The sequence below is a fragment of the Planomicrobium okeanokoites genome, assembly GCF_003428875.1.
GTDB lineage: Bacteria > Bacillota > Bacilli > Bacillales_A > Planococcaceae > Planococcus > Planococcus okeanokoites.
The window spans coordinates 270,828-287,452 of record NZ_QQRS01000004.1; the positions used below are offsets into that span (position 1 = coordinate 270,828).

Here is a 16,625-nt window from a genome sequence, read left to right on the forward strand (position 1 = left end):
CCAACCCGCTCGGTTGGAGGTTTTTTCTTATAAGGAAAGTTTATCGCGGCAGTATGCCTGCACTTCTGCTTCTTCATCGTCTTCAAGCGCAAACTCCATCGCTTTGCCCGTTTGCTTGTCCATGAAGTTATAATGCGCGATGCGGGCTCCACTTTCATCGGCAGCCATAATGACACGCAGGTCAAGGCCGGCTTCTGTGTAAAGTTCATCATCTTCATCCACTTCGACAGTAAGCAAAAATTCGTAGCGATCGCTTTCCATTATTCCTGTTGGATCATTGATTTTGTGAAATGTAAAATCGATAATTTCCATATGGTCCACCTCCGTCTTATTTCTATTCTAGCCTTTTCCACTTCGTTTTAACAGCTTTAACGGCAAATGCCTGCCTCACTTTCCCTTTACCTTCTTTGCACATTGTTTATTCATTAAAATAAAGGGAATAATAATAAGATAATGATAAATTAGAGGAGTGGAAATTTTAATGGATGTTTTAGTAATTGGAGCAAATGGACAAGTAGGCAGAAATATCGTCAAGGAATTGGCAAATACAAATCATAATGCCGTTGCAATGGTCAGAAAAGAAGAGCAAAAAGCCAAAATGGAGGAGCTCGGCGTCTCCAAAGTAGTATTGGCTGACCTTGAAGAGGACTTCAGCAATGCTTTCGACAATGTCGATGCTGTAATTTTCGCAGCCGGTTCAGGTCCGAAAACCGGAGCTGAAAAAACGTTGACCATCGACTTATGGGGTTCAGTAAAAGCTGCAAAATACGCCCAGGATAAAGGTGTGAAACGCTTTGTTCAGCTAGGTTCCGTCGGATCCGATAATCCGGATGCGGGCGGCGAAGAGATGAAACCATATCTTGTGGCAAAACGCACTGCGGACGAACTTCTGCAGTCAACCAATCTCGATTACACTATTGTACGTCCTGGAGCTTTGTCGGACGAAGACAAAACAGGAAAAATCGAAGTGTCGACAGAAGGTTTCAAGTCACTTGAAGGCCGTTCAATCCCTCGCGCGGATGTTGCGCATGTGCTTGTAAACGTATTGGAACGTGAAAACACATATGGCAAGGTATTTGAAATCCTGCAAGGTGAAGAAGACGCAGAAAATCAATTAGGGACTGTCTAATAGAGCAAGCTGAGAGCGGATGGATTTCCGCTCTCTTTTGTGTTAAAATGAGCATTACGATAATAGAGGACGTGATAAGCATGATTAATATTCAACCACCAAAAGCTGATGTGACAATTACACAGCGCAAACAGGAAATTACAGGCGACGAAGCGGTGATCAAGCCATTGTACGGTTTCATCGACCTTCACGAGATTCCGCGCGATAAAGGCGGCATCATCCAATTCTTCAACCACAGCGGCGAATTGCTGTTTGTCGGCAAAGCCCGCAAACTGCGCCAGCGTGTGAAAAAACATTTCGAGGACAATGTATCGCCACTTAAGAACCACCGTGACGAAGTGCATCGCATCACTGTATCCATTGTGGAAGATCCGATGGAACGCGAAATTTATGAAACCTACCTGATCAACACGCAAAAAGCGAAATACAATGTGGATAAAGTCTTTTATCAGGAATAAAGAAATATTGAAAAACGGCCACCCACTAAGGTGTCCGTTTTTTATTTTCTATAATACATAACTCCTCAATAATTACTCAGTCAGCCGCTTTTCAAAATAATGCTGGCTGTGGCCGGCTGGATGATCTTCGAGCGTGCCGAATTCCCGGAAACCCTGTTTACGGTAGAAACCAGGCGCCTGGAAGCTGAACGTATCCACCGTCATCAGCCTGCACTTCAATTCCCGCGCGTACTGCTCCATCTTCGCCATCAATTCTGCAGCGATGCCGCTTCCCTGCTGTGCCGGGTCGACCCACAGGAAATCAATATGCATGTGCTGCCAAAAATAGGTCCCCGTAATGCCGCCAATAATTTCCCCTTCATCACCTCTCGCAATGAAACTTGTATTACCATATGGACTTTTCAGCTGTTCCGGCAAACTGTTTCTATTGTGTTCGACCACTTTCTGCCGGATAAAATCCCGGTCTTCCTGAATTTCCTGCTGTGTTATTTTCATATCTAAAATCTCCTTTGCTGCGGTTTCTTCAAGTTCACTTCCAATCTTCTCATTTTACAGGTTTTAATTCACCACCAAAACGGGAATAACGTTAGTAATAACTAGAAATTTTGGAGGAAACTATTATGTCAGCATTCACAAAATCATCACCGTCGGCCAGGTGCAAAAGCGAATATGATTCTTTACGACGTGTACTGTTATGCCCGCCGGAATATATGGAAATAAAAGACGTCATAAATGACGTGCAAAAAAGATACCAGGAAGAAAACATCGATACAGACAAAGCCATGCGGCAGCACAAAGAATTTCTGGACGCTTTGCAGCGTGAAGGTGTAGAAACAGATTTACTGAACCCTTCCGATGCTTTTCCCGAGCAGGTTTTTACACGTGATATCGGTTTTACTGTCGGTGATACAGTTTTCATCGCTGAAATGGCTTCTGAAATCCGCCAAGGTGAAGAAGGAGTTCTTCAAAAATGGCTGAAGCAAAATAATTTCAATGCGGAAACACTTAATGGAAAGCGGGTTGAAGGCGGCGACGTCCTGATTGACCGCGATACCGTCTTCGTCGGAATCAGCAGCCGCACCAGCAAGAATGCCATTGAAGGATTAAAAAAGAAACTTCCTGACTTCAATATAATCCCGATTGCTTTTAACGAGAAATACCTGCATCTCGATTGTGTCTTCAATATCCTTTCACCAACCGAAGCTTTGATATTTGAAGATGCACTTGATCAAGAGACAATTGATATGCTCTCTAAACGCTATACTCTATTGCCGGTTGACGCAAAAGAACAATTCGCCCTCGGCACAAACGTCCTGTCCATCGGCGGGCGCCGGGTATTCAGCCAGCCTCAGAACACTAAAGTAAATACACTCTTGAGAGCAAATGATTTCCGCGTCATAGAAGTGGATTTTTCAGAAATCATCAAGTCCGGCGGTGCCTTCCGCTGCTGTACACTTCCCCTTGTACGGGAAGAATGAAGAAGAAAAAAGCGCAAGCCCATAGCTTGTGCTTTTTCATGTCCTTCTTTTTATTGGCAGGCCATACATAAAATCTAATTATTCTGTCATTTTTGACAGATTTACGGTATAACAGGTAATAAGGATATATAAATAGAAAAAGGGAGGATTCTGACATGATAAACAAAAAAATTTCCATTACTTCATTACTTATTATGCCTCTTCTTGCGTTGGCAGGCTGCGCCGGCGAAAGTCCCGACAGCAGTTCTGAAAGTGAAAGCGGATCGGAAGACCGGACACAAATCAGCTTCATCCATTGGCGCGGAGAAGATAAAGAAGTTTTTGATGATATCATCGCCCAATTCGAAAAAGAATATCCCGAAATCGGCGTCGAAATGAATATCTATCCATCTGAACAATATCAGGCAACCGGCCAGCGCATGCTGACAGACGGTTCGACAGGGGATGTTTTCACTTCTTTCCCCGGAGCGCAATTTGAAGCTATTGCAAATGCCGGTTTTTTTGAAGATCTGAGCGGAGAAGATTTCGTCGGAAATTTTGATGAGAGCTTGATCAGTGTCGGTGAAAAGGATGGCCAGCAATTGGCTTTGCCGTATCAATTGGTGTTCAATATGCCTGTCTATAACAAAGGCATGTTCGATGAGCTTGGTCTGGAAGTGCCTAAAAGCTGGACTGAATTTCAGGAAATGGCCGATACCCTGCTCGAGAACGATATTACGCCTATCGCTTTTCCAGGCGCTGATATCGGACCCAATCAATTTATGAACAGCATGATGATGAATAATGCACCTGATGAAGAAGTTTTCCAAAAGTTGCAGAATGGCGAAGAATCCCTGACAAATGAATGGTGGGTTAAAACGCTGGAAGATTTCCAGCTGCTTGAGCAAAAAGGCTATATCCAACCCGATGCGCTTGGTACCAGCCAAGATTCTGCCATGGCAATGGTAGCTAATGAAGAAGCCGCCATGCTCGCCACCGGATCTTATCATATGGCGTCGCTTCTCGATTTGAATCCTGATCTTGAACTCGATTTGATGGCGCCGATTACAGTTGAAGAAAGTGAAGCCGAATATGAAGGAATCAACACCGCCACTTTCATGCTGGCAATCAACAGCAACTCCGAAAAAAAAGAAGAGGCGAAAGAGTTCATCCGGTTCCTCAGCCGACCTGAAATCGCTTCACAGTACGCCAATGAAACCGGGCAGCATTTGACTGTGAACGACGTAGAATACGAATCAGAAGTGCTGCAGAATACCGCTTATTGGATTGATGAAAGAAAAACACGGTTCCAGCCCCGGTTCCTTATCACCAATGCGCAAGTTGAAGCAGCTGTTTTGAGTTCCATTGAAAACGTCCTTGGAGGCGCCGATCCGATGGAAGCGGCGGAGGAAGCACAACAAATTGTCGAAGAAAACCTGGAATAGCTGAATGAAGATTTCAAAGACGATTTATCTGTTTTTCTTACCGGGGCTGCTTCTTTACAGCATCTTTTTCCTGTACCCCACTGTCAGTGCCCTGTTCTATTCCTTTACCGATTGGGATGGGCTGAGTGACGCTTATCAATTTGTCGGAGTCGGAAATTACGAACGGGCGCTGACCGGTGATTCTGTATTTCGGAAGACAGTCGGCAATAACTTGAAGTTCATGCTGATGGTCGTTGTCTTCCAGACCTTGACGGCTCTAGTTTTTGCTATGATTGTTTTGAAAAATACGAAAGCCAATTTATTTCTTCGGGCGCTTTATTTCTTTCCGACTATACTTTCTTCTGTTTCAGTCGCTTTTATCTGGGCGTTCATCTACGACCCTTCTTTAGGGATCCTGAATCAGATCCTGGAATTGCTCGGACTCGATTTTCTTCAGCAGAATTGGCTCGGAAATTCTGATATCGCCATCTACTCCTTGGCTGTCACACAAATCTGGTTCCACGCCGGCCAGATGCTGATCATTTTTGTCGCCGGCCTGCAGGCGATTCCGGAAGACCTTTATGAGGTGGCGAAAATTGAAGGGGCAAGCAAATGGCAGACGTTCCGGAAAGTCACCTGGCCGCTGCTCGCTCCTTCCGCCACCATCGTCATTGCGTATACGACCATTCAGTCCTTCAAAGCGTTTGACCTGGTGTTCGCCATGACTGGAGGCGGTCCGAATAATTCAACGGAAATTATCGCCACTTACATTTTTGATGTCGCTTTCCGAAGTTATAATTTCGGATATGCCAGCGCCATATCGGTTCTGTTCATGATTATTATTGCTTTCATCACATTCCTGCAGTTTAAAGCCTTGCGCTCTGACCGCATTTCTTATTAGAAGGAGGGGATTTTTTGTTATTCCGAAAATTTTCGTTGGCGGTTTATGCTCTGCTGATCTTGATACCGCTGCTGATGGTTGCCCTCACTTCTGTTAAGACATTGCAGGAGACGTTCAGGGACCCGCTCGGATTGCCGGAAGACGGCTTCCAATGGAGCAATTACAGCGCCATCTTCCAGGAACAGACGATGGCCGGGTATTTTATGAACAGCACCATTGTCACTTTGTTCTCAGTTGTTTTGACTTTATTCTTTGCTTCGATGATCGCTTTTGGCATCAGCCGCCTGAAGAACTGGATGGGCAATATTCTCTTCGGCCTGTTTACGCTCGGCATGATGGTGCCAGCCCAGGTTAATATGGTTCCATTGTATTCACTTATGCTGGATTTGAATTTGACGAACAGCCTGCTTGGGTTGATCCTCGTCAATATCGCAGTCACCTTGCCCATCGCGGTTTTCATTTTGACAGGCTTCATGAAGACGCTGCCAAGAGAATTGTTTGAAGCTTCGACGATTGATGGAGCCGGAAATTGGCAGATGTACACGAAAGTGGCCATTCCGCTTTCTCTGCCATCCTTATCGGCCACGGCGATTTTCCTTTTCGTTATGCATTGGAATGATTTACTCTATCCTTTGCTGTTCATCACCGATAACGCCTATAAGACATTGCCGCTTGCCTTGCTTGAATTCCAAGGCGAGTATTCGACCAATTATCCGATGCTGTTCACCGGCGTCATCATCGCATCCGCTCCAATGGTCATCGCCTATGTCTTTCTCCAGCGCTTCTTTGTCGCAGGCATGACCGCAGGCGCATTGAAGGGATGAATTTTCATCGAAATAAAAACTGATGTCCTGCCCATATTGGGGCGAGACATCAGTTTTTCGTTTATTGCCATAGAGTCGGTTTATCCACCATGAACCACAGCATCAGCAATAGCAGCATTATGTAAATCCACAGTGAGCGCTTCAATTTTTCGGCCAGAGCGGATTGATCAGCCTCCGGTTCAGCAAACTTCTTCAGCACGGGAGAAAACGCGCGCGCAAGAAAAAATACCGAAGAAAACATTACCACGAGCGTCATCAGAATCCACGGGGAAAGCCACGGCCAGGGTCCCAGCCAGACCAGCAGCACACCCGTCGCAACCAATACATGTCCAGCATGCATCACCAGCCGGGTAGCCGAGCGGAATGTAGCAACCAGGCCGGATAAGGATTTCGTATCCGCTTCCCTAATTCGATTAACTAGAGGAATCAATACAAAGAACGGTCCGATTGATAATGCTGCACTTAATATATGAGCATATAAAATCACCGTATACATCTCTCTATCTGCCGCCTTTCTTAAGCTCTGGCTTCATTATAATAGAGAGCCCTTCCTTACAATAGGGTTTTGGGCAGTAAAAAGCCTGCCTTTTAGAGATAAGGCAGGACTGTTCACTTATTTGGCAAAAACGTGCTTGCCTATTTTCGTAATGGTAGTCCGGGAAAAAATCCAGCTGTCCGTCACACCGCTTGGATTATAGTAATAAGTCGCACCGTGACTCGGATCCCAGCCTTTGACCGCATCTTTCACAGCTTGATAAGCCGAGCTGTCAGGTACAAGGTAATATTGTTTATCATTGACTGCCGTAAAGGCATTGCGCTGAAATACTACACTCTCGATAGAATCGGGAAATCGCGGAGATTGGCCGCGATTCAAAATGACTGCCGCGACCGCCACTTTTCCTGCGTATTTTTCACCACGCGCTTCACCGTGGACTACGCGTGCCATAATTTCTGTTTCCGCCATTCTGCTTTGTGTCAGCGGGCCATAATAACCGGTAGCAGGAACACCGAAATCCGTTTGATAACCGATCAACGCGTTTTTTGTAATTTCACCGAAATAACCGGTCGGCACCACGTGGAAATAACCAAGTTTCTGCAAATCCCTTTGAAGGGCTGTTACTTCCTCTCCTGCCATTCCGGTATGAAGATCCGGGAAATGAGCTTTCGTTTCTGTTTGAGAAAAACTTAAAAATGCGAATACCATTGCTGTGAATAAAAATGCTTTTACGAATTTCATTTTTTCTCTCCCTTCATTCGATTAACTATATTTTTCATTCTAACCAGTATAGATTTTAAATCAGTTTTTATGTATCCAACAGACTTCCTTGATTTGCTGGGCAGAAAAGTTCAAAAGACCGGTTTACATAAATAAATGTAATTTCAAGACTTTCCAGGGACTCCATTATGACCAGATGAAATGGCATGTTTCAGTAAAAAGGAATCAAAGGCATCAGAAGCGAATAAGGATTGTAGAGAGTTAAGAAGTGTTGAAGGAGGCTCCAGCTATGTTTATCCGCCAGCCATTCGATAAGTTTCTTGAAATGGAATACGAACGAACAACAGAAAACAGTGTAAAGGTGACTTTGCCGATCAAAGAATTATACATCGACAGCGCCGGACTTATACATGGAGGCATCATCTCCACGCTAGCCGAAGTCGCTTTATGCAATACGGTCGCTCCTGATGAACAGGGCCGGCAGCAGGCCGTGACCGTCGACTTGAATGTGACTTTCCTGAAAAGCAGCAAATCTTCAGTGCTGACCGCCCGTGCATTTGCAGTAAAGGAAGGACGCAACCTCATTCATGCAGATTGCCTGATCTACGATGATGAAGACCATGTCATCACAAAAGCAAAAGCGGTTCTCTTTAACAAATAAGTCAGCTTACGCGAATAAAAAAAAGCCACTCCCGGGTGGCCTTCATTGTTTCATATGAATAGTGAATGCAAATTGTTATTCTGCAAAGAAATGGCGGCCGATCTGTGTGAGGACAGTCCTTGAAAATATCCAATCGTCAGTGACCCCTGCTGGGTTGTAGTAGAATACAGCTCCCATTGTCGGGTCAACGCCTTCCATCGCTTCTTTGACTGCATCATAAGCGCTCCTGTTCGGAGTCAGCAGGTATTGATCGTCAATTACAGCCGTAAAGGCATTGCGCTGAAAAATGACTTCTTCCGTACTGTCCGGAAAATCAGGCGATTCGATGCGGTTCAAGACCACAGCCGCCACGCCGACTTTGCCAATAAAGCTTTCTCCCCGGGCTTCCCCGTGGACAATCTTCGCCATCATTTCAACATTTTCCAATTTCATCTGAGTGAGTGGTCCGACAATGCCTGTCGGCGGCAGACCGTAGTCTTCCTGAAATCTCGTGACTGCATTGCTGGTGATGAAATTAAAATAACCAGTGACGTCTTCGTCATAATAGCCCATTCGAGCCAGCTGCTCCCGAATCTCTTCCCCATTATCCACGCCAGGCCCTGAAATCCGGTGTTGAGCCGCTTGGGCTTCCGCTAAAGGCAGACATAAAAAAACAACGGCCAGGACCGCTCCACCAAATATGTTCTGATTCAAGATTTTCATAGTTCCTCTCCATTCTAAAAACTTCCATGCCCGTACATGCGCATTCGGATAGTTTTGTCCTCTAACTAGAAATTCCCTATGAAAATAGATCTAAACATTTTATTTTTAATTCGAGGGAAATTCCCTCTTGATCAGCGGGAGGATTTTACTTCGAAATGTAATGCAATTGCGCGAACTCCCCGTATCTTTTCACCTCTTTCAATCTGTATTCCGTCATCAGGTCGGATTTCTGAAACAAAGGAATCCCTCGGCCGATCACTACGGGAGCGATGGAGATGATAAACTCATCTATCAAACCGGCATCCATGAAGCCAGCCAATAACTCCGATCCGCCAATAATCCAGATATTTTTACCCGGCGTGCTTTTAAGCATATCCGCAAATGCCGGTATGTCCATATCGATGAATTCGATATCACCGCCGACAGACTTGTCTGATACAGACCGTGAATAGATATAAGATTTGAGCCCTTCATAAGGATACTCGCCTTTTTCCATATCCATCACCCAGTCGTACGTTCTTCTTCCCATTACCACCGTATCGATTGTTTCCATGAACTCCGCATACCCGGCATCGCCTTCTCCTTCCACTTTGAACAGCCAATCCAAGGAATCATCTTCTGTTGCTATGTAGCCATCAAGACTTTCAGCTATATAGCAGACAATTTTACGTTCATCAGCCATATTACACTCCTCCTGATTTAAAAACTTCGGACTAAGCCGCTTCCTGCCGCATATATTTCAAGCTGTCATTTACCGCTTTCCAAATTCTCCAGCTCCCGATGTGTTTGCGGAAACCCATTCGCCTGCCATTCCGAACGGAAAGCGGAATCCAATTGCGTCAGCCCTTTTTCCGCTTCATCGTACTGGGCGTTTACACTTTCCTCACGGTCCACGGTAACACTGTTGCGCATATCGTTGTCTTCGTAGACCCATACTTTTTTCCCATTCTTTTTCCTGATATTCCTGAATAGGACAATGCCCCCTGCAAAAACTGTACCAGCGAAAACCATTTTATTCAGACTCGTTTTTTTCATTGTTCATCCCTCCACACTGTACTTGTAAACTGTAATATACAGTTTCCCTTTCGCCCGAATATTAACCATGTCAGTTCTGTGACACAGGCTTAGACTTAGGGCTTACTGTTTGATACAGTAAGGTAAATCCAATTTACTGGAGGCATTTGCTGATGAAAAAAGTTTTGATTTTGTCCGACACCCATATCCCTGCAAGAGCAAAGCAACTTCCGAAAATCCTTTTGGACGCCTGTGAGGAGGCAGACTTGATCTTACATGCAGGGGATTGGCAAAACCTTGACGTCTTCTTTGAGCTCTCTGCTTATACAGAAACTATCGGCGTCGCGGGAAATGTCGATCCGTGGGAAATAGTCGACCGCTTCGGCAAAAAGAAAATTGTTACTGTGGAGAACTTGAAAATAGGAATCGTGCACGGGGATGGCACAGGTAAAACTACCGAACAGCGCGCTGTCGAAGCTTTTGCCGAAGATGAAGTCGATTTGATTGTTTTCGGCCACTCTCACATACCGCTGATGAAAGAAATAAATGGGGTGACTCTTTTCAACCCCGGTTCCCCGACAGATAAACGCCGTCAGCCGCAATATTCCTTTGGCCTGTTAGAAGTGGGTGAAAAGTGGACAGTGCAGCATATTTTCTTTGATAAAGAATAGAAGTTAAGGCACAAAAACCGGAGCTCCTGATAAAGAGGTCCGGTTTTTTATAATGCCATAATATTTTAAATGTCATTTGAATTATTTCGGTGAATGATCGATCGACAATAATCCCTCTGCCGGATTCTCCCGCTGCGATTTAAGAAATTGTAAAAACTCCTGTGGATTCCCACGTGAAATATAAGACATTTCCATGTGTCCGCCGTCGATAAGGTGAATAATCATATTCACCGTTCCCGTCAGTTCCGCTTCTGCTTCTGCAACTTCACTCAGAGGAACTTCCATTACATAGGAGTCTTCTCCTGTACCGCCACTTTTAAAGACTAATGATTCTTCACTTGCCGCAAGCAACCCTTTAAATCCATCCACTTTATCAGATCGGCTTGTATGAAAAATACCGAAAATCCAATGGTCAATCGAAGCGTTCGGCTTATTTTCTTTTAACTCTTTGAGCATTTTTGCCGGATGTGCCATAAAAACGCCTCCGTATATTGTAATTACCTATATTATACAATCTGTTAGACCATTTATATGTTTTATTTCTGTTACAAATGTTTCATTCTTACTAATTATGGGTTCAAGATTTTGGAATTCCGGGTATTGAAAAGAAAAATCTAATGAGGAGAGGTAGATTATGCCGATGCGCCTGGAACTGGAATTACTTGAACAAACCGATACCTCGATATTTTTCATCTGGTCAAATACCGGAGGCACCTGCCGGCTAGAACGCGATGGAAAAGTAATATATAAAGGCACAGACAATTCTTTCAAAGATGAAGGGCTGACGCCAGGTGAAATGTATATTTACTCCATCGAAAGGCTGGACCTTGATGAAAAAGTGATTGACCGAATCAAACTGCAGACGGGAACTGAAAATTATCTGGATGATTTTATCAATCGCCTTCAGCAAATCACCGTAAGTACGATTGTCTCTGATTCAAAAATCGCCATTGCCTGGGGAGCAATTGATGGCATTGCCAGTTTTGATATTTACCGTGATGGCGAATTCATAACGGATACTGATAAAAATCAGTTCACGGATTTGGAAGCGGACAGCAAGAAAGCCTATACGTATTGGGTGCACGGCAAGCGGCCGCTGGAGAAATCCGAAGAAAAGATGAAACACAGAAAATCATTACTGGCGACAGTTTTCGGCATGGTCAATGTGAGATCATCACAGGAGCAGGCGGCGATGGAAGAATTCTGGATTATTAAACGTGTAGCCAAGAGGGAACAGTTATTGGCTGAACAGCCGACCCAAAAAGATCATATCCAGCAACCTGAATGGCAGCTGCGCTATTTAACATTCATTGGAGAAGAAATAATGCCAAACCCAAACCTCATGTCCTTAAACCGCTTTTTTAAAGGGGATGGCCGCAGCTTTGATCCCGTGTCGCCTGAATACAGAACACGCGTCGACCTGAGTGTCCGGTTTACCGAAGATGGGGCTTTAGTGGATTGTTCAAAAGATGTGGGAACAACCACAGCCTATAATTGGAGAAAAAAATTCCGCAAAGCAGATGTCGCTTCTGCGGCGGGCATCGAATTGAAAGAAGTAAAAGAAGACCACCATAAAATTGCCATCGATCTGAAGCATTCCGTTGGCAACCCTTTAGTTGCTTCACCGGACATCGATTATCAGCTAACCGCAAACTTTTACCGGAACGGCGTCTATGACATTATCGGCATCCACGACCAGGCTCCCAATCATGAAGTATATCTGAAGAGCGGACGCAATGCGGAGTGGGGGCAAATCCATGAAGCCGAGGATAAAGGATTATCCTGGATGGCAGGTCCCATTGCCAGCCAATATTGGCGGATCAGTAATTTTGAGTAAGGAAAAGCGACTGCGCCCGCTTAGCTCTGAAAGGCATAAGACAGAACAGCAGAGTGGCGCTCTTCGCCACGGCAGCTGGGCTGGCTTATGACCCGAAGAGCTGGGCCGCAGGAGTCTGGACACTGAAAAGCGACTGCGAAGAGATGAACCAAATAGAATTTGGGACATCTCTTTGCGACGAAGCAGCGAAGCGATGCAGGAGCACGGTTCCGAATTGGTTTAGCGAGTTTTCGCCACAGCAGACTCAAAAAGCGGAAACGCCCAATGGAAACCAGACACAAAAAAGCCAGGATAGAAAGGCAATCGCTTTTCCATCCAGGCTCTCTTATTTTCATTTATCCAAAAATCGTTTGCGGATATGCGGCGGCGGCAACATGCAGCTATTCAGCTTTCCAAATACTTTGTAGCGGTTATTGGCAATAACGTCATATGCGCCATCACGGATCACTGCAGGAAATGGCCGGAGGTGGTATGCCAATTTCCACAAACCTGTAAAATGATGGGAAATCAGCAGCGCTCCTTCAGATTTAACATAGGCTTCCCCATTCTCTATAAGAACAAGACTGTCGACATCGTCCGGTATATTGTGTTCACGCGACAGCTTTTCACCTACTTCACTTTGCAGCGAAGCAAATTGGAAATAGCCTGCCGGGTCATGATTGATGATGAATTGGACACTTGAATCGCAAAAATTGCAATCGCCATCAAACAGCACTATTGCATGGTCCATTGTCTTTTCCTCCTCTGCAAAACGTCTTAGGTTTATAAATAGCCTTTATGGTTTCTATCTAAACCCTACACGGCTGCCACAGTGCCTTGATGGAAAAATAACTTCCAGCCATTCGGCCGTTTTTTCCAGACAGAACTGCGGATTGTGTTTCTGCCAGTTGTCTTATTTTTAATACGGTACGTTGTCAAAACCGCTTCTTCGCCCAACTGGTGCATTTTGAAATCAGAGAGTTCCATGTGATCGGGACTTAAGGGATGATCTCCGTCATATTCTGATCTCAGAATAATTCCGCCGCTGCTGCCGAACTCGTAAAATTCATCATCCAGCACTTCCGCCAGCTTTTCTTGGGATATTCGAACATCCGGCGAAATATGCCGGCACTCCAATTCATAGATTTCACGTTCCAAATCTTTCATCCAGTACCCCCCTGTCATATTTCCCGGGAAATATTTAATTCCCATTTATAATTAAACAATACCTCTTAATACTGGAATAGGAAATACCCCGGTCACGAAAGACCGGGGTATTAATCAATCCTTATCGTCTTCATTTTCGCCATCGTAGAAATCTTTCATCTGTTCATCATCGCCAGGCTGGTCCTGCGGTCCATCTGATGATCCGAAATCTTCAACATCTTCAAAGCTATTATTGAAGTCCCGGACTCTTCCATCCTCTTTTTCAACTGGCTGGTCCGTTGAACCCTGTAGCACTTCTTCTTCAACAGGACGGCTTTCGAGATCCAGTTCTTCATCTGCGTGGTCGATGCATGTCAATGCTGTCGGCAAAGCTTCCATGCGTTCAAAAGGGATTTCCTTGCCGCAGACTGCACATTTACCATATGTTCCATCTTCCATTGCAGATAGCGCTGCTTTGATGTCTTCTATTTCTTCTTCTTTGAACTGCGTCAATGCCATCCCTCTTTCCTGGTCGAAAAGATCTGTCGCATTATCCGCTGGGTGATTATCATAATTTGAGAGTTCCGTTCTTTCAAACTCCTCTGTATGCTCTACGCGATCTTCCAAAGTCTCTAATTGGTCAGTCAATTGTTTCTTCAATTGTTTCATCTGTTGGTCAGTCATGCCGATTCCTCCTCAAAAACTACTTGTTCTGTATATTTCCTAATTGAGAGAAATCAAACCTGTCCGTTCAATCATCAAACCGGTCAAGCAGGCTCAATAAGTATTCATCAAGACGGTGGCGGATCAGCTCATCCGATAATCCGGTCATGCCGAGGCCCGTCCATCCTTCGTAGACTTTTGGCGGACCGTCCAACGTATCCGTCAACGATAAAAGATCCCAGTAAGGATCGTAGCGGAAAGTGTCATCCGCGTATTTGATATACGATTCCAGAAAATCATCTGCTGCAGACAGTCCATACAATTGCGTCAGGTTCACCCGGCAGTGGCCAACGTCCACTCCAGCAGGTCCGCGGCAGGCATTAACCCAGTCCACCACTCCAGAAATTTCTCCATTCTGCCAAAGAATATTGGCGGGATGATAGTCTCGGTGAATCAAGCAATATTCCGGCCGCGGACGGACTCCTGCAACGATATAAAAAGCCCGCATCCAGTCATCCTGGAATTTCGACCATAATGGTTTTTCCAACCTTAACGCATCGTTATAGGAAAAATACTCATATTCGAAATCCCCGGCTTTCTGCTGATGAATCTCCACCAGGCACTTAGCCATCTTATCCAGCCAGTCTGCTCTGTCTGAAGGCTGTAAAATAGTATCTCCGGCAAGTTTTGTCATCAGCACCGCAGGCATTCCACACTCTTCACCGGTTTCATCAAATGCGATAATTTCCGGCGATGGTATTGAGAGAGCCGCTGCTTGCCGGAGGCTTCCCGCTTCGTGTCTGGCCAGATCCGGTTCCATCTCCAACCAGTCTTTTTTATGGAACAATCGAAGAATCAAATTCCCTTGCCGACTTTCATCCTGAAAAGGGATATCGAATACAAGCGAAGAAGTACCTCCCTGCAGCCTCTTTATCCCTTCTCTTTTCACTGGCTTTTCAATAATCGCTTCAGTCCACTCGATGCTTTCTGAAGTCGGTTCCTTATAATTTTGTATGTTCATAGGTCTCACCACTTTCTCACTTTAGGAACATGGATTATATCTCCACTTCATCTTATAACACATCATCGATGACTTCACTCTCCAGCCATCGCAGACTGTATCAGCGTTTAGGCAGAGACTGGAAGGGTATGCTTTTTATATATTATAAATCGCAAATTCACTGCTTTTTTCAGCCATTCGGCTTCATTTCATAAGGAGGATAAAAATCGATGAGAGTTAAAAAACCTATTCCAAAAGCCAAAGAGTTCGACAGCACGATGCATTTGATCAATGAAGGCTTCAACTTCCTGCCAAGCCGCCGTAAAGAATTGGAGTCAGATATCTTCGAAGCGCGTTTACTTGGCAAGAAATCTCTTTGCATCGCCGGGGAAGAAGCGGCGGCAGTTTTCTATGACAATAAGTATTTCAAGCGGGAAGGTGCGGCTCCAAAACCGCTGAAGAAGACCTTGCTCGGGGAAGGCGGACTGCATGGACGCGACGGCGAAGACCACCATCACCAAAAGCGCATGTTCTTATCCATGATGACGCCTGAAAGACTGGAAGATATGAAACGGTTGGCGATAGAAGAGCTGGATAAAAAAGCAGCACAATGGGAAACGATGGACGAAGTCCTGCTGCTCGATGAAATAGAAGAAGTGCTGGCGCGTTCAGTCATGAATTGGGCAGGACTGCCTTTAAAAGAAAGCGAAGTAAAGCAACGGACGCAGGAACTTGTTGCAATGGTGGACTCTTTCGGCGGATCTCTCACCCGGTTCAAAGAAGGGGCTGAAGCACGGAAGAGCCATGAAGCATGGCTGAAAGGAATCATCCGGGACATTCGGTCACGCGTCTATTCACCGCCTTCCCATACAGCCGCGTATATTGTCGCGATGCAAAAATCCCCGGATGGCAAATTACTCGACCTTGATGTTGCAGCTGTCGATTTGAACAATGCCTACAGACCGATTATCGCAGCCGCTTATCTGATTGTTTTCGGAGCTTTGGCTATCCATGAATACCCTGAAATGAAACCGAAATTGCAAGCCGATGAAAAAAATTTCAGTAAACTGTTCGCACAGGAAGTACGCCGCTATTATCCTTTTGCTCCAGCAATGGCTGCAAAAGCGAATCGCGATTTCATCTGGCACGGTTACCATGTAAAAGAAGGCATGCTGGTCGTACTGGATCTTTTTGGAACGAACAGGCATCCGGATCATTGGGAAAACGCTGATGAATTCATACCTGAACGCTTTGAAAACTGGAAAGGCAGCCCTTTCGCTTTCGTACCGCAAGGTGGCGGCGACCATCATGCCGGCCACCGTTGTGCCGGTGAATGGATGACCGTGATGGTGATGCAGTCCTTCTTTAAATATCTGACAGAAAATATCACGTATAAAGTGCCGGAACAGGACTTAAGTTATGATATGGCGAGAATGCCGACTATGCCAAAAAGCCGGTTCATCATCAGCGAAGTCCAAAAAATCCGTCAGTCACCTGATAACATCATCAAGCACCGTCACAGCCAGACAGTCATGTAAAAAAG

22 protein-coding genes are annotated in these 16,625 nt (G+C 45.2%); 10 read left to right on the forward strand and 12 right to left on the reverse strand.

Translation table 11 applies throughout. The annotated features are described in order from the left end of the window. Positions 1-27: 27 nt before the first annotated feature. Positions 28-312 (reverse strand): DUF6509 family protein, encoded by a 285-nt coding sequence (locus tag D2910_RS11260; protein ID WP_117313551.1) that lies wholly within the window; start codon positions 310-312, stop codon positions 28-30. Positions 313-481: 169 nt separating this feature from the next. Between D2910_RS11260 and D2910_RS11265 the strand changes: the two genes are divergently transcribed. Beyond that, complete coding sequence (locus D2910_RS11265; protein WP_117313552.1) at positions 482-1,129, forward strand: SDR family oxidoreductase; 648 nt, start codon at positions 482-484, stop codon at positions 1,127-1,129. Between the two features lie 80 nt (positions 1,130-1,209). Continuing rightward, the gene (locus tag D2910_RS11270) at positions 1,210-1,587 is read left to right on the forward strand and encodes a nucleotide excision repair endonuclease (RefSeq protein ID WP_084243267.1); all 378 of its coding nucleotides are present in this window, start codon (positions 1,210-1,212) and stop codon (positions 1,585-1,587) included. 72 nt (positions 1,588-1,659) lie between these two features. On the opposite strand, the gene D2910_RS11275 is transcribed toward D2910_RS11270, so the two are convergent. Next, positions 1,660-2,082 carry a GNAT family N-acetyltransferase gene (locus tag D2910_RS11275; protein WP_084243268.1) on the reverse strand — a complete coding sequence of 141 codons (423 nt, stop codon included), beginning with the start codon at positions 2,080-2,082 and terminating at the stop codon, positions 1,660-1,662. Positions 2,083-2,207: 125 nt separating this feature from the next. On the opposite strand from D2910_RS11275, the gene D2910_RS11280 reads away from it, so the two are divergent. The 4 genes from D2910_RS11280 to D2910_RS11295 all read left to right on the forward strand — a co-directional run bounded on the left by D2910_RS11280 (position 2,208) and on the right by D2910_RS11295 (position 6,193). Then, positions 2,208-3,065 carry a dimethylarginine dimethylaminohydrolase family protein gene (locus D2910_RS11280; RefSeq protein WP_084243269.1) on the forward strand — a complete coding sequence of 286 codons (858 nt, stop codon included), beginning with the start codon at positions 2,208-2,210 and terminating at the stop codon, positions 3,063-3,065. A 155-nt stretch (positions 3,066-3,220) separates the two neighbouring features. Next, complete coding sequence (locus D2910_RS11285; RefSeq protein WP_101802483.1) at positions 3,221-4,489, forward strand: ABC transporter substrate-binding protein; 1,269 nt, start codon at positions 3,221-3,223, stop codon at positions 4,487-4,489. A gap of 4 nt (positions 4,490-4,493) precedes the next feature. Beyond that, positions 4,494-5,369 (forward strand): carbohydrate ABC transporter permease, encoded by an 876-nt coding sequence (locus D2910_RS11290; RefSeq protein WP_084243271.1) that lies wholly within the window; start codon positions 4,494-4,496, stop codon positions 5,367-5,369. A 14-nt stretch (positions 5,370-5,383) separates the two neighbouring features. Next, positions 5,384-6,193 carry a carbohydrate ABC transporter permease gene (locus D2910_RS11295; RefSeq protein WP_233208596.1) on the forward strand — a complete coding sequence of 270 codons (810 nt, stop codon included), beginning with the start codon at positions 5,384-5,386 and terminating at the stop codon, positions 6,191-6,193. A gap of 61 nt (positions 6,194-6,254) precedes the next feature. Here D2910_RS11295 and D2910_RS11300 read toward each other — a convergent pair whose 3' ends face one another. After that, positions 6,255-6,689, reverse strand: coding sequence for a DUF2269 family protein (locus tag D2910_RS11300; protein WP_117313553.1), 435 nt, complete (start codon positions 6,687-6,689; stop codon positions 6,255-6,257). Positions 6,690-6,806: 117 nt separating this feature from the next. Next, positions 6,807-7,430, reverse strand: coding sequence for a cell wall hydrolase (locus D2910_RS11305; RefSeq protein WP_117313554.1), 624 nt, complete (start codon positions 7,428-7,430; stop codon positions 6,807-6,809). A 268-nt stretch (positions 7,431-7,698) separates the two neighbouring features. Between D2910_RS11305 and D2910_RS11310 the strand changes: the two genes are divergently transcribed. Further along, positions 7,699-8,070, forward strand: coding sequence for a PaaI family thioesterase (locus D2910_RS11310; protein WP_084243274.1), 372 nt, complete (start codon positions 7,699-7,701; stop codon positions 8,068-8,070). 75 nt (positions 8,071-8,145) lie between these two features. Here D2910_RS11310 and D2910_RS11315 read toward each other — a convergent pair whose 3' ends face one another. From D2910_RS11315 to D2910_RS11325, 3 genes are all read right to left on the reverse strand, one after another. After that, the gene (locus D2910_RS11315; RefSeq protein ID WP_117313555.1) at positions 8,146-8,772 is read right to left on the reverse strand and encodes a cell wall hydrolase; all 627 of its coding nucleotides are present in this window, start codon (positions 8,770-8,772) and stop codon (positions 8,146-8,148) included. A 145-nt stretch (positions 8,773-8,917) separates the two neighbouring features. Further along, positions 8,918-9,454 carry a dihydrofolate reductase family protein gene (locus tag D2910_RS11320; RefSeq protein ID WP_117313556.1) on the reverse strand — a complete coding sequence of 179 codons (537 nt, stop codon included), beginning with the start codon at positions 9,452-9,454 and terminating at the stop codon, positions 8,918-8,920. Positions 9,455-9,519: 65 nt separating this feature from the next. Then, on the reverse strand, positions 9,520-9,807 hold the full coding sequence (locus D2910_RS11325; protein ID WP_084243277.1) for a hypothetical protein: 288 nt from the start codon (positions 9,805-9,807) through the stop codon (positions 9,520-9,522). Between the two features lie 152 nt (positions 9,808-9,959). On the opposite strand from D2910_RS11325, the gene D2910_RS11330 reads away from it, so the two are divergent. Next, the gene (locus D2910_RS11330) at positions 9,960-10,457 is read left to right on the forward strand and encodes a metallophosphoesterase family protein (RefSeq protein WP_084243278.1); all 498 of its coding nucleotides are present in this window, start codon (positions 9,960-9,962) and stop codon (positions 10,455-10,457) included. Positions 10,458-10,538: 81 nt separating this feature from the next. Here the strand turns inward: D2910_RS11330 and D2910_RS11335 are convergent, their stop codons facing one another. Next, entirely contained in the window at positions 10,539-10,931 is a 393-nt protein-coding gene (locus D2910_RS11335) for a hypothetical protein (RefSeq protein WP_117313557.1), read from the reverse strand. A gap of 160 nt (positions 10,932-11,091) precedes the next feature. Here D2910_RS11335 and D2910_RS11340 point away from each other — a divergent pair, with 160 nt between their 5' ends. After that, complete coding sequence (locus tag D2910_RS11340; protein ID WP_117313558.1) at positions 11,092-12,294, forward strand: DUF3238 domain-containing protein; 1,203 nt, start codon at positions 11,092-11,094, stop codon at positions 12,292-12,294. A gap of 331 nt (positions 12,295-12,625) precedes the next feature. On the opposite strand, the gene D2910_RS11345 is transcribed toward D2910_RS11340, so the two are convergent. The 4 genes from D2910_RS11345 to D2910_RS11360 all read right to left on the reverse strand — a co-directional run bounded on the left by D2910_RS11345 (position 12,626) and on the right by D2910_RS11360 (position 15,103). Then, positions 12,626-13,024, reverse strand: a complete 399-nt coding sequence (locus D2910_RS11345; protein ID WP_117313559.1) for a thiol-disulfide oxidoreductase DCC family protein — start codon at positions 13,022-13,024, stop codon at positions 12,626-12,628. A 65-nt stretch (positions 13,025-13,089) separates the two neighbouring features. Then, a complete protein-coding gene (locus D2910_RS11350; RefSeq protein ID WP_101802474.1) occupies positions 13,090-13,440 on the reverse strand; it encodes a nuclear transport factor 2 family protein in 351 nt (116 codons plus the stop codon). A 114-nt stretch (positions 13,441-13,554) separates the two neighbouring features. Then, positions 13,555-14,103: a TraR/DksA C4-type zinc finger protein gene (locus D2910_RS11355; RefSeq protein WP_117313560.1), complete on the reverse strand. Its 549-nt coding sequence runs from the start codon at positions 14,101-14,103 to the stop codon at positions 13,555-13,557. A 67-nt stretch (positions 14,104-14,170) separates the two neighbouring features. Next, positions 14,171-15,103, reverse strand: coding sequence for a phosphotransferase family protein (locus tag D2910_RS11360; protein ID WP_117313561.1), 933 nt, complete (start codon positions 15,101-15,103; stop codon positions 14,171-14,173). 209 nt (positions 15,104-15,312) lie between these two features. On the opposite strand from D2910_RS11360, the gene D2910_RS11365 reads away from it, so the two are divergent. Next, positions 15,313-16,620, forward strand: coding sequence for a cytochrome P450 (locus D2910_RS11365; RefSeq protein ID WP_117313562.1), 1,308 nt, complete (start codon positions 15,313-15,315; stop codon positions 16,618-16,620). Positions 16,621-16,625: the final 5 nt, after the last annotated feature.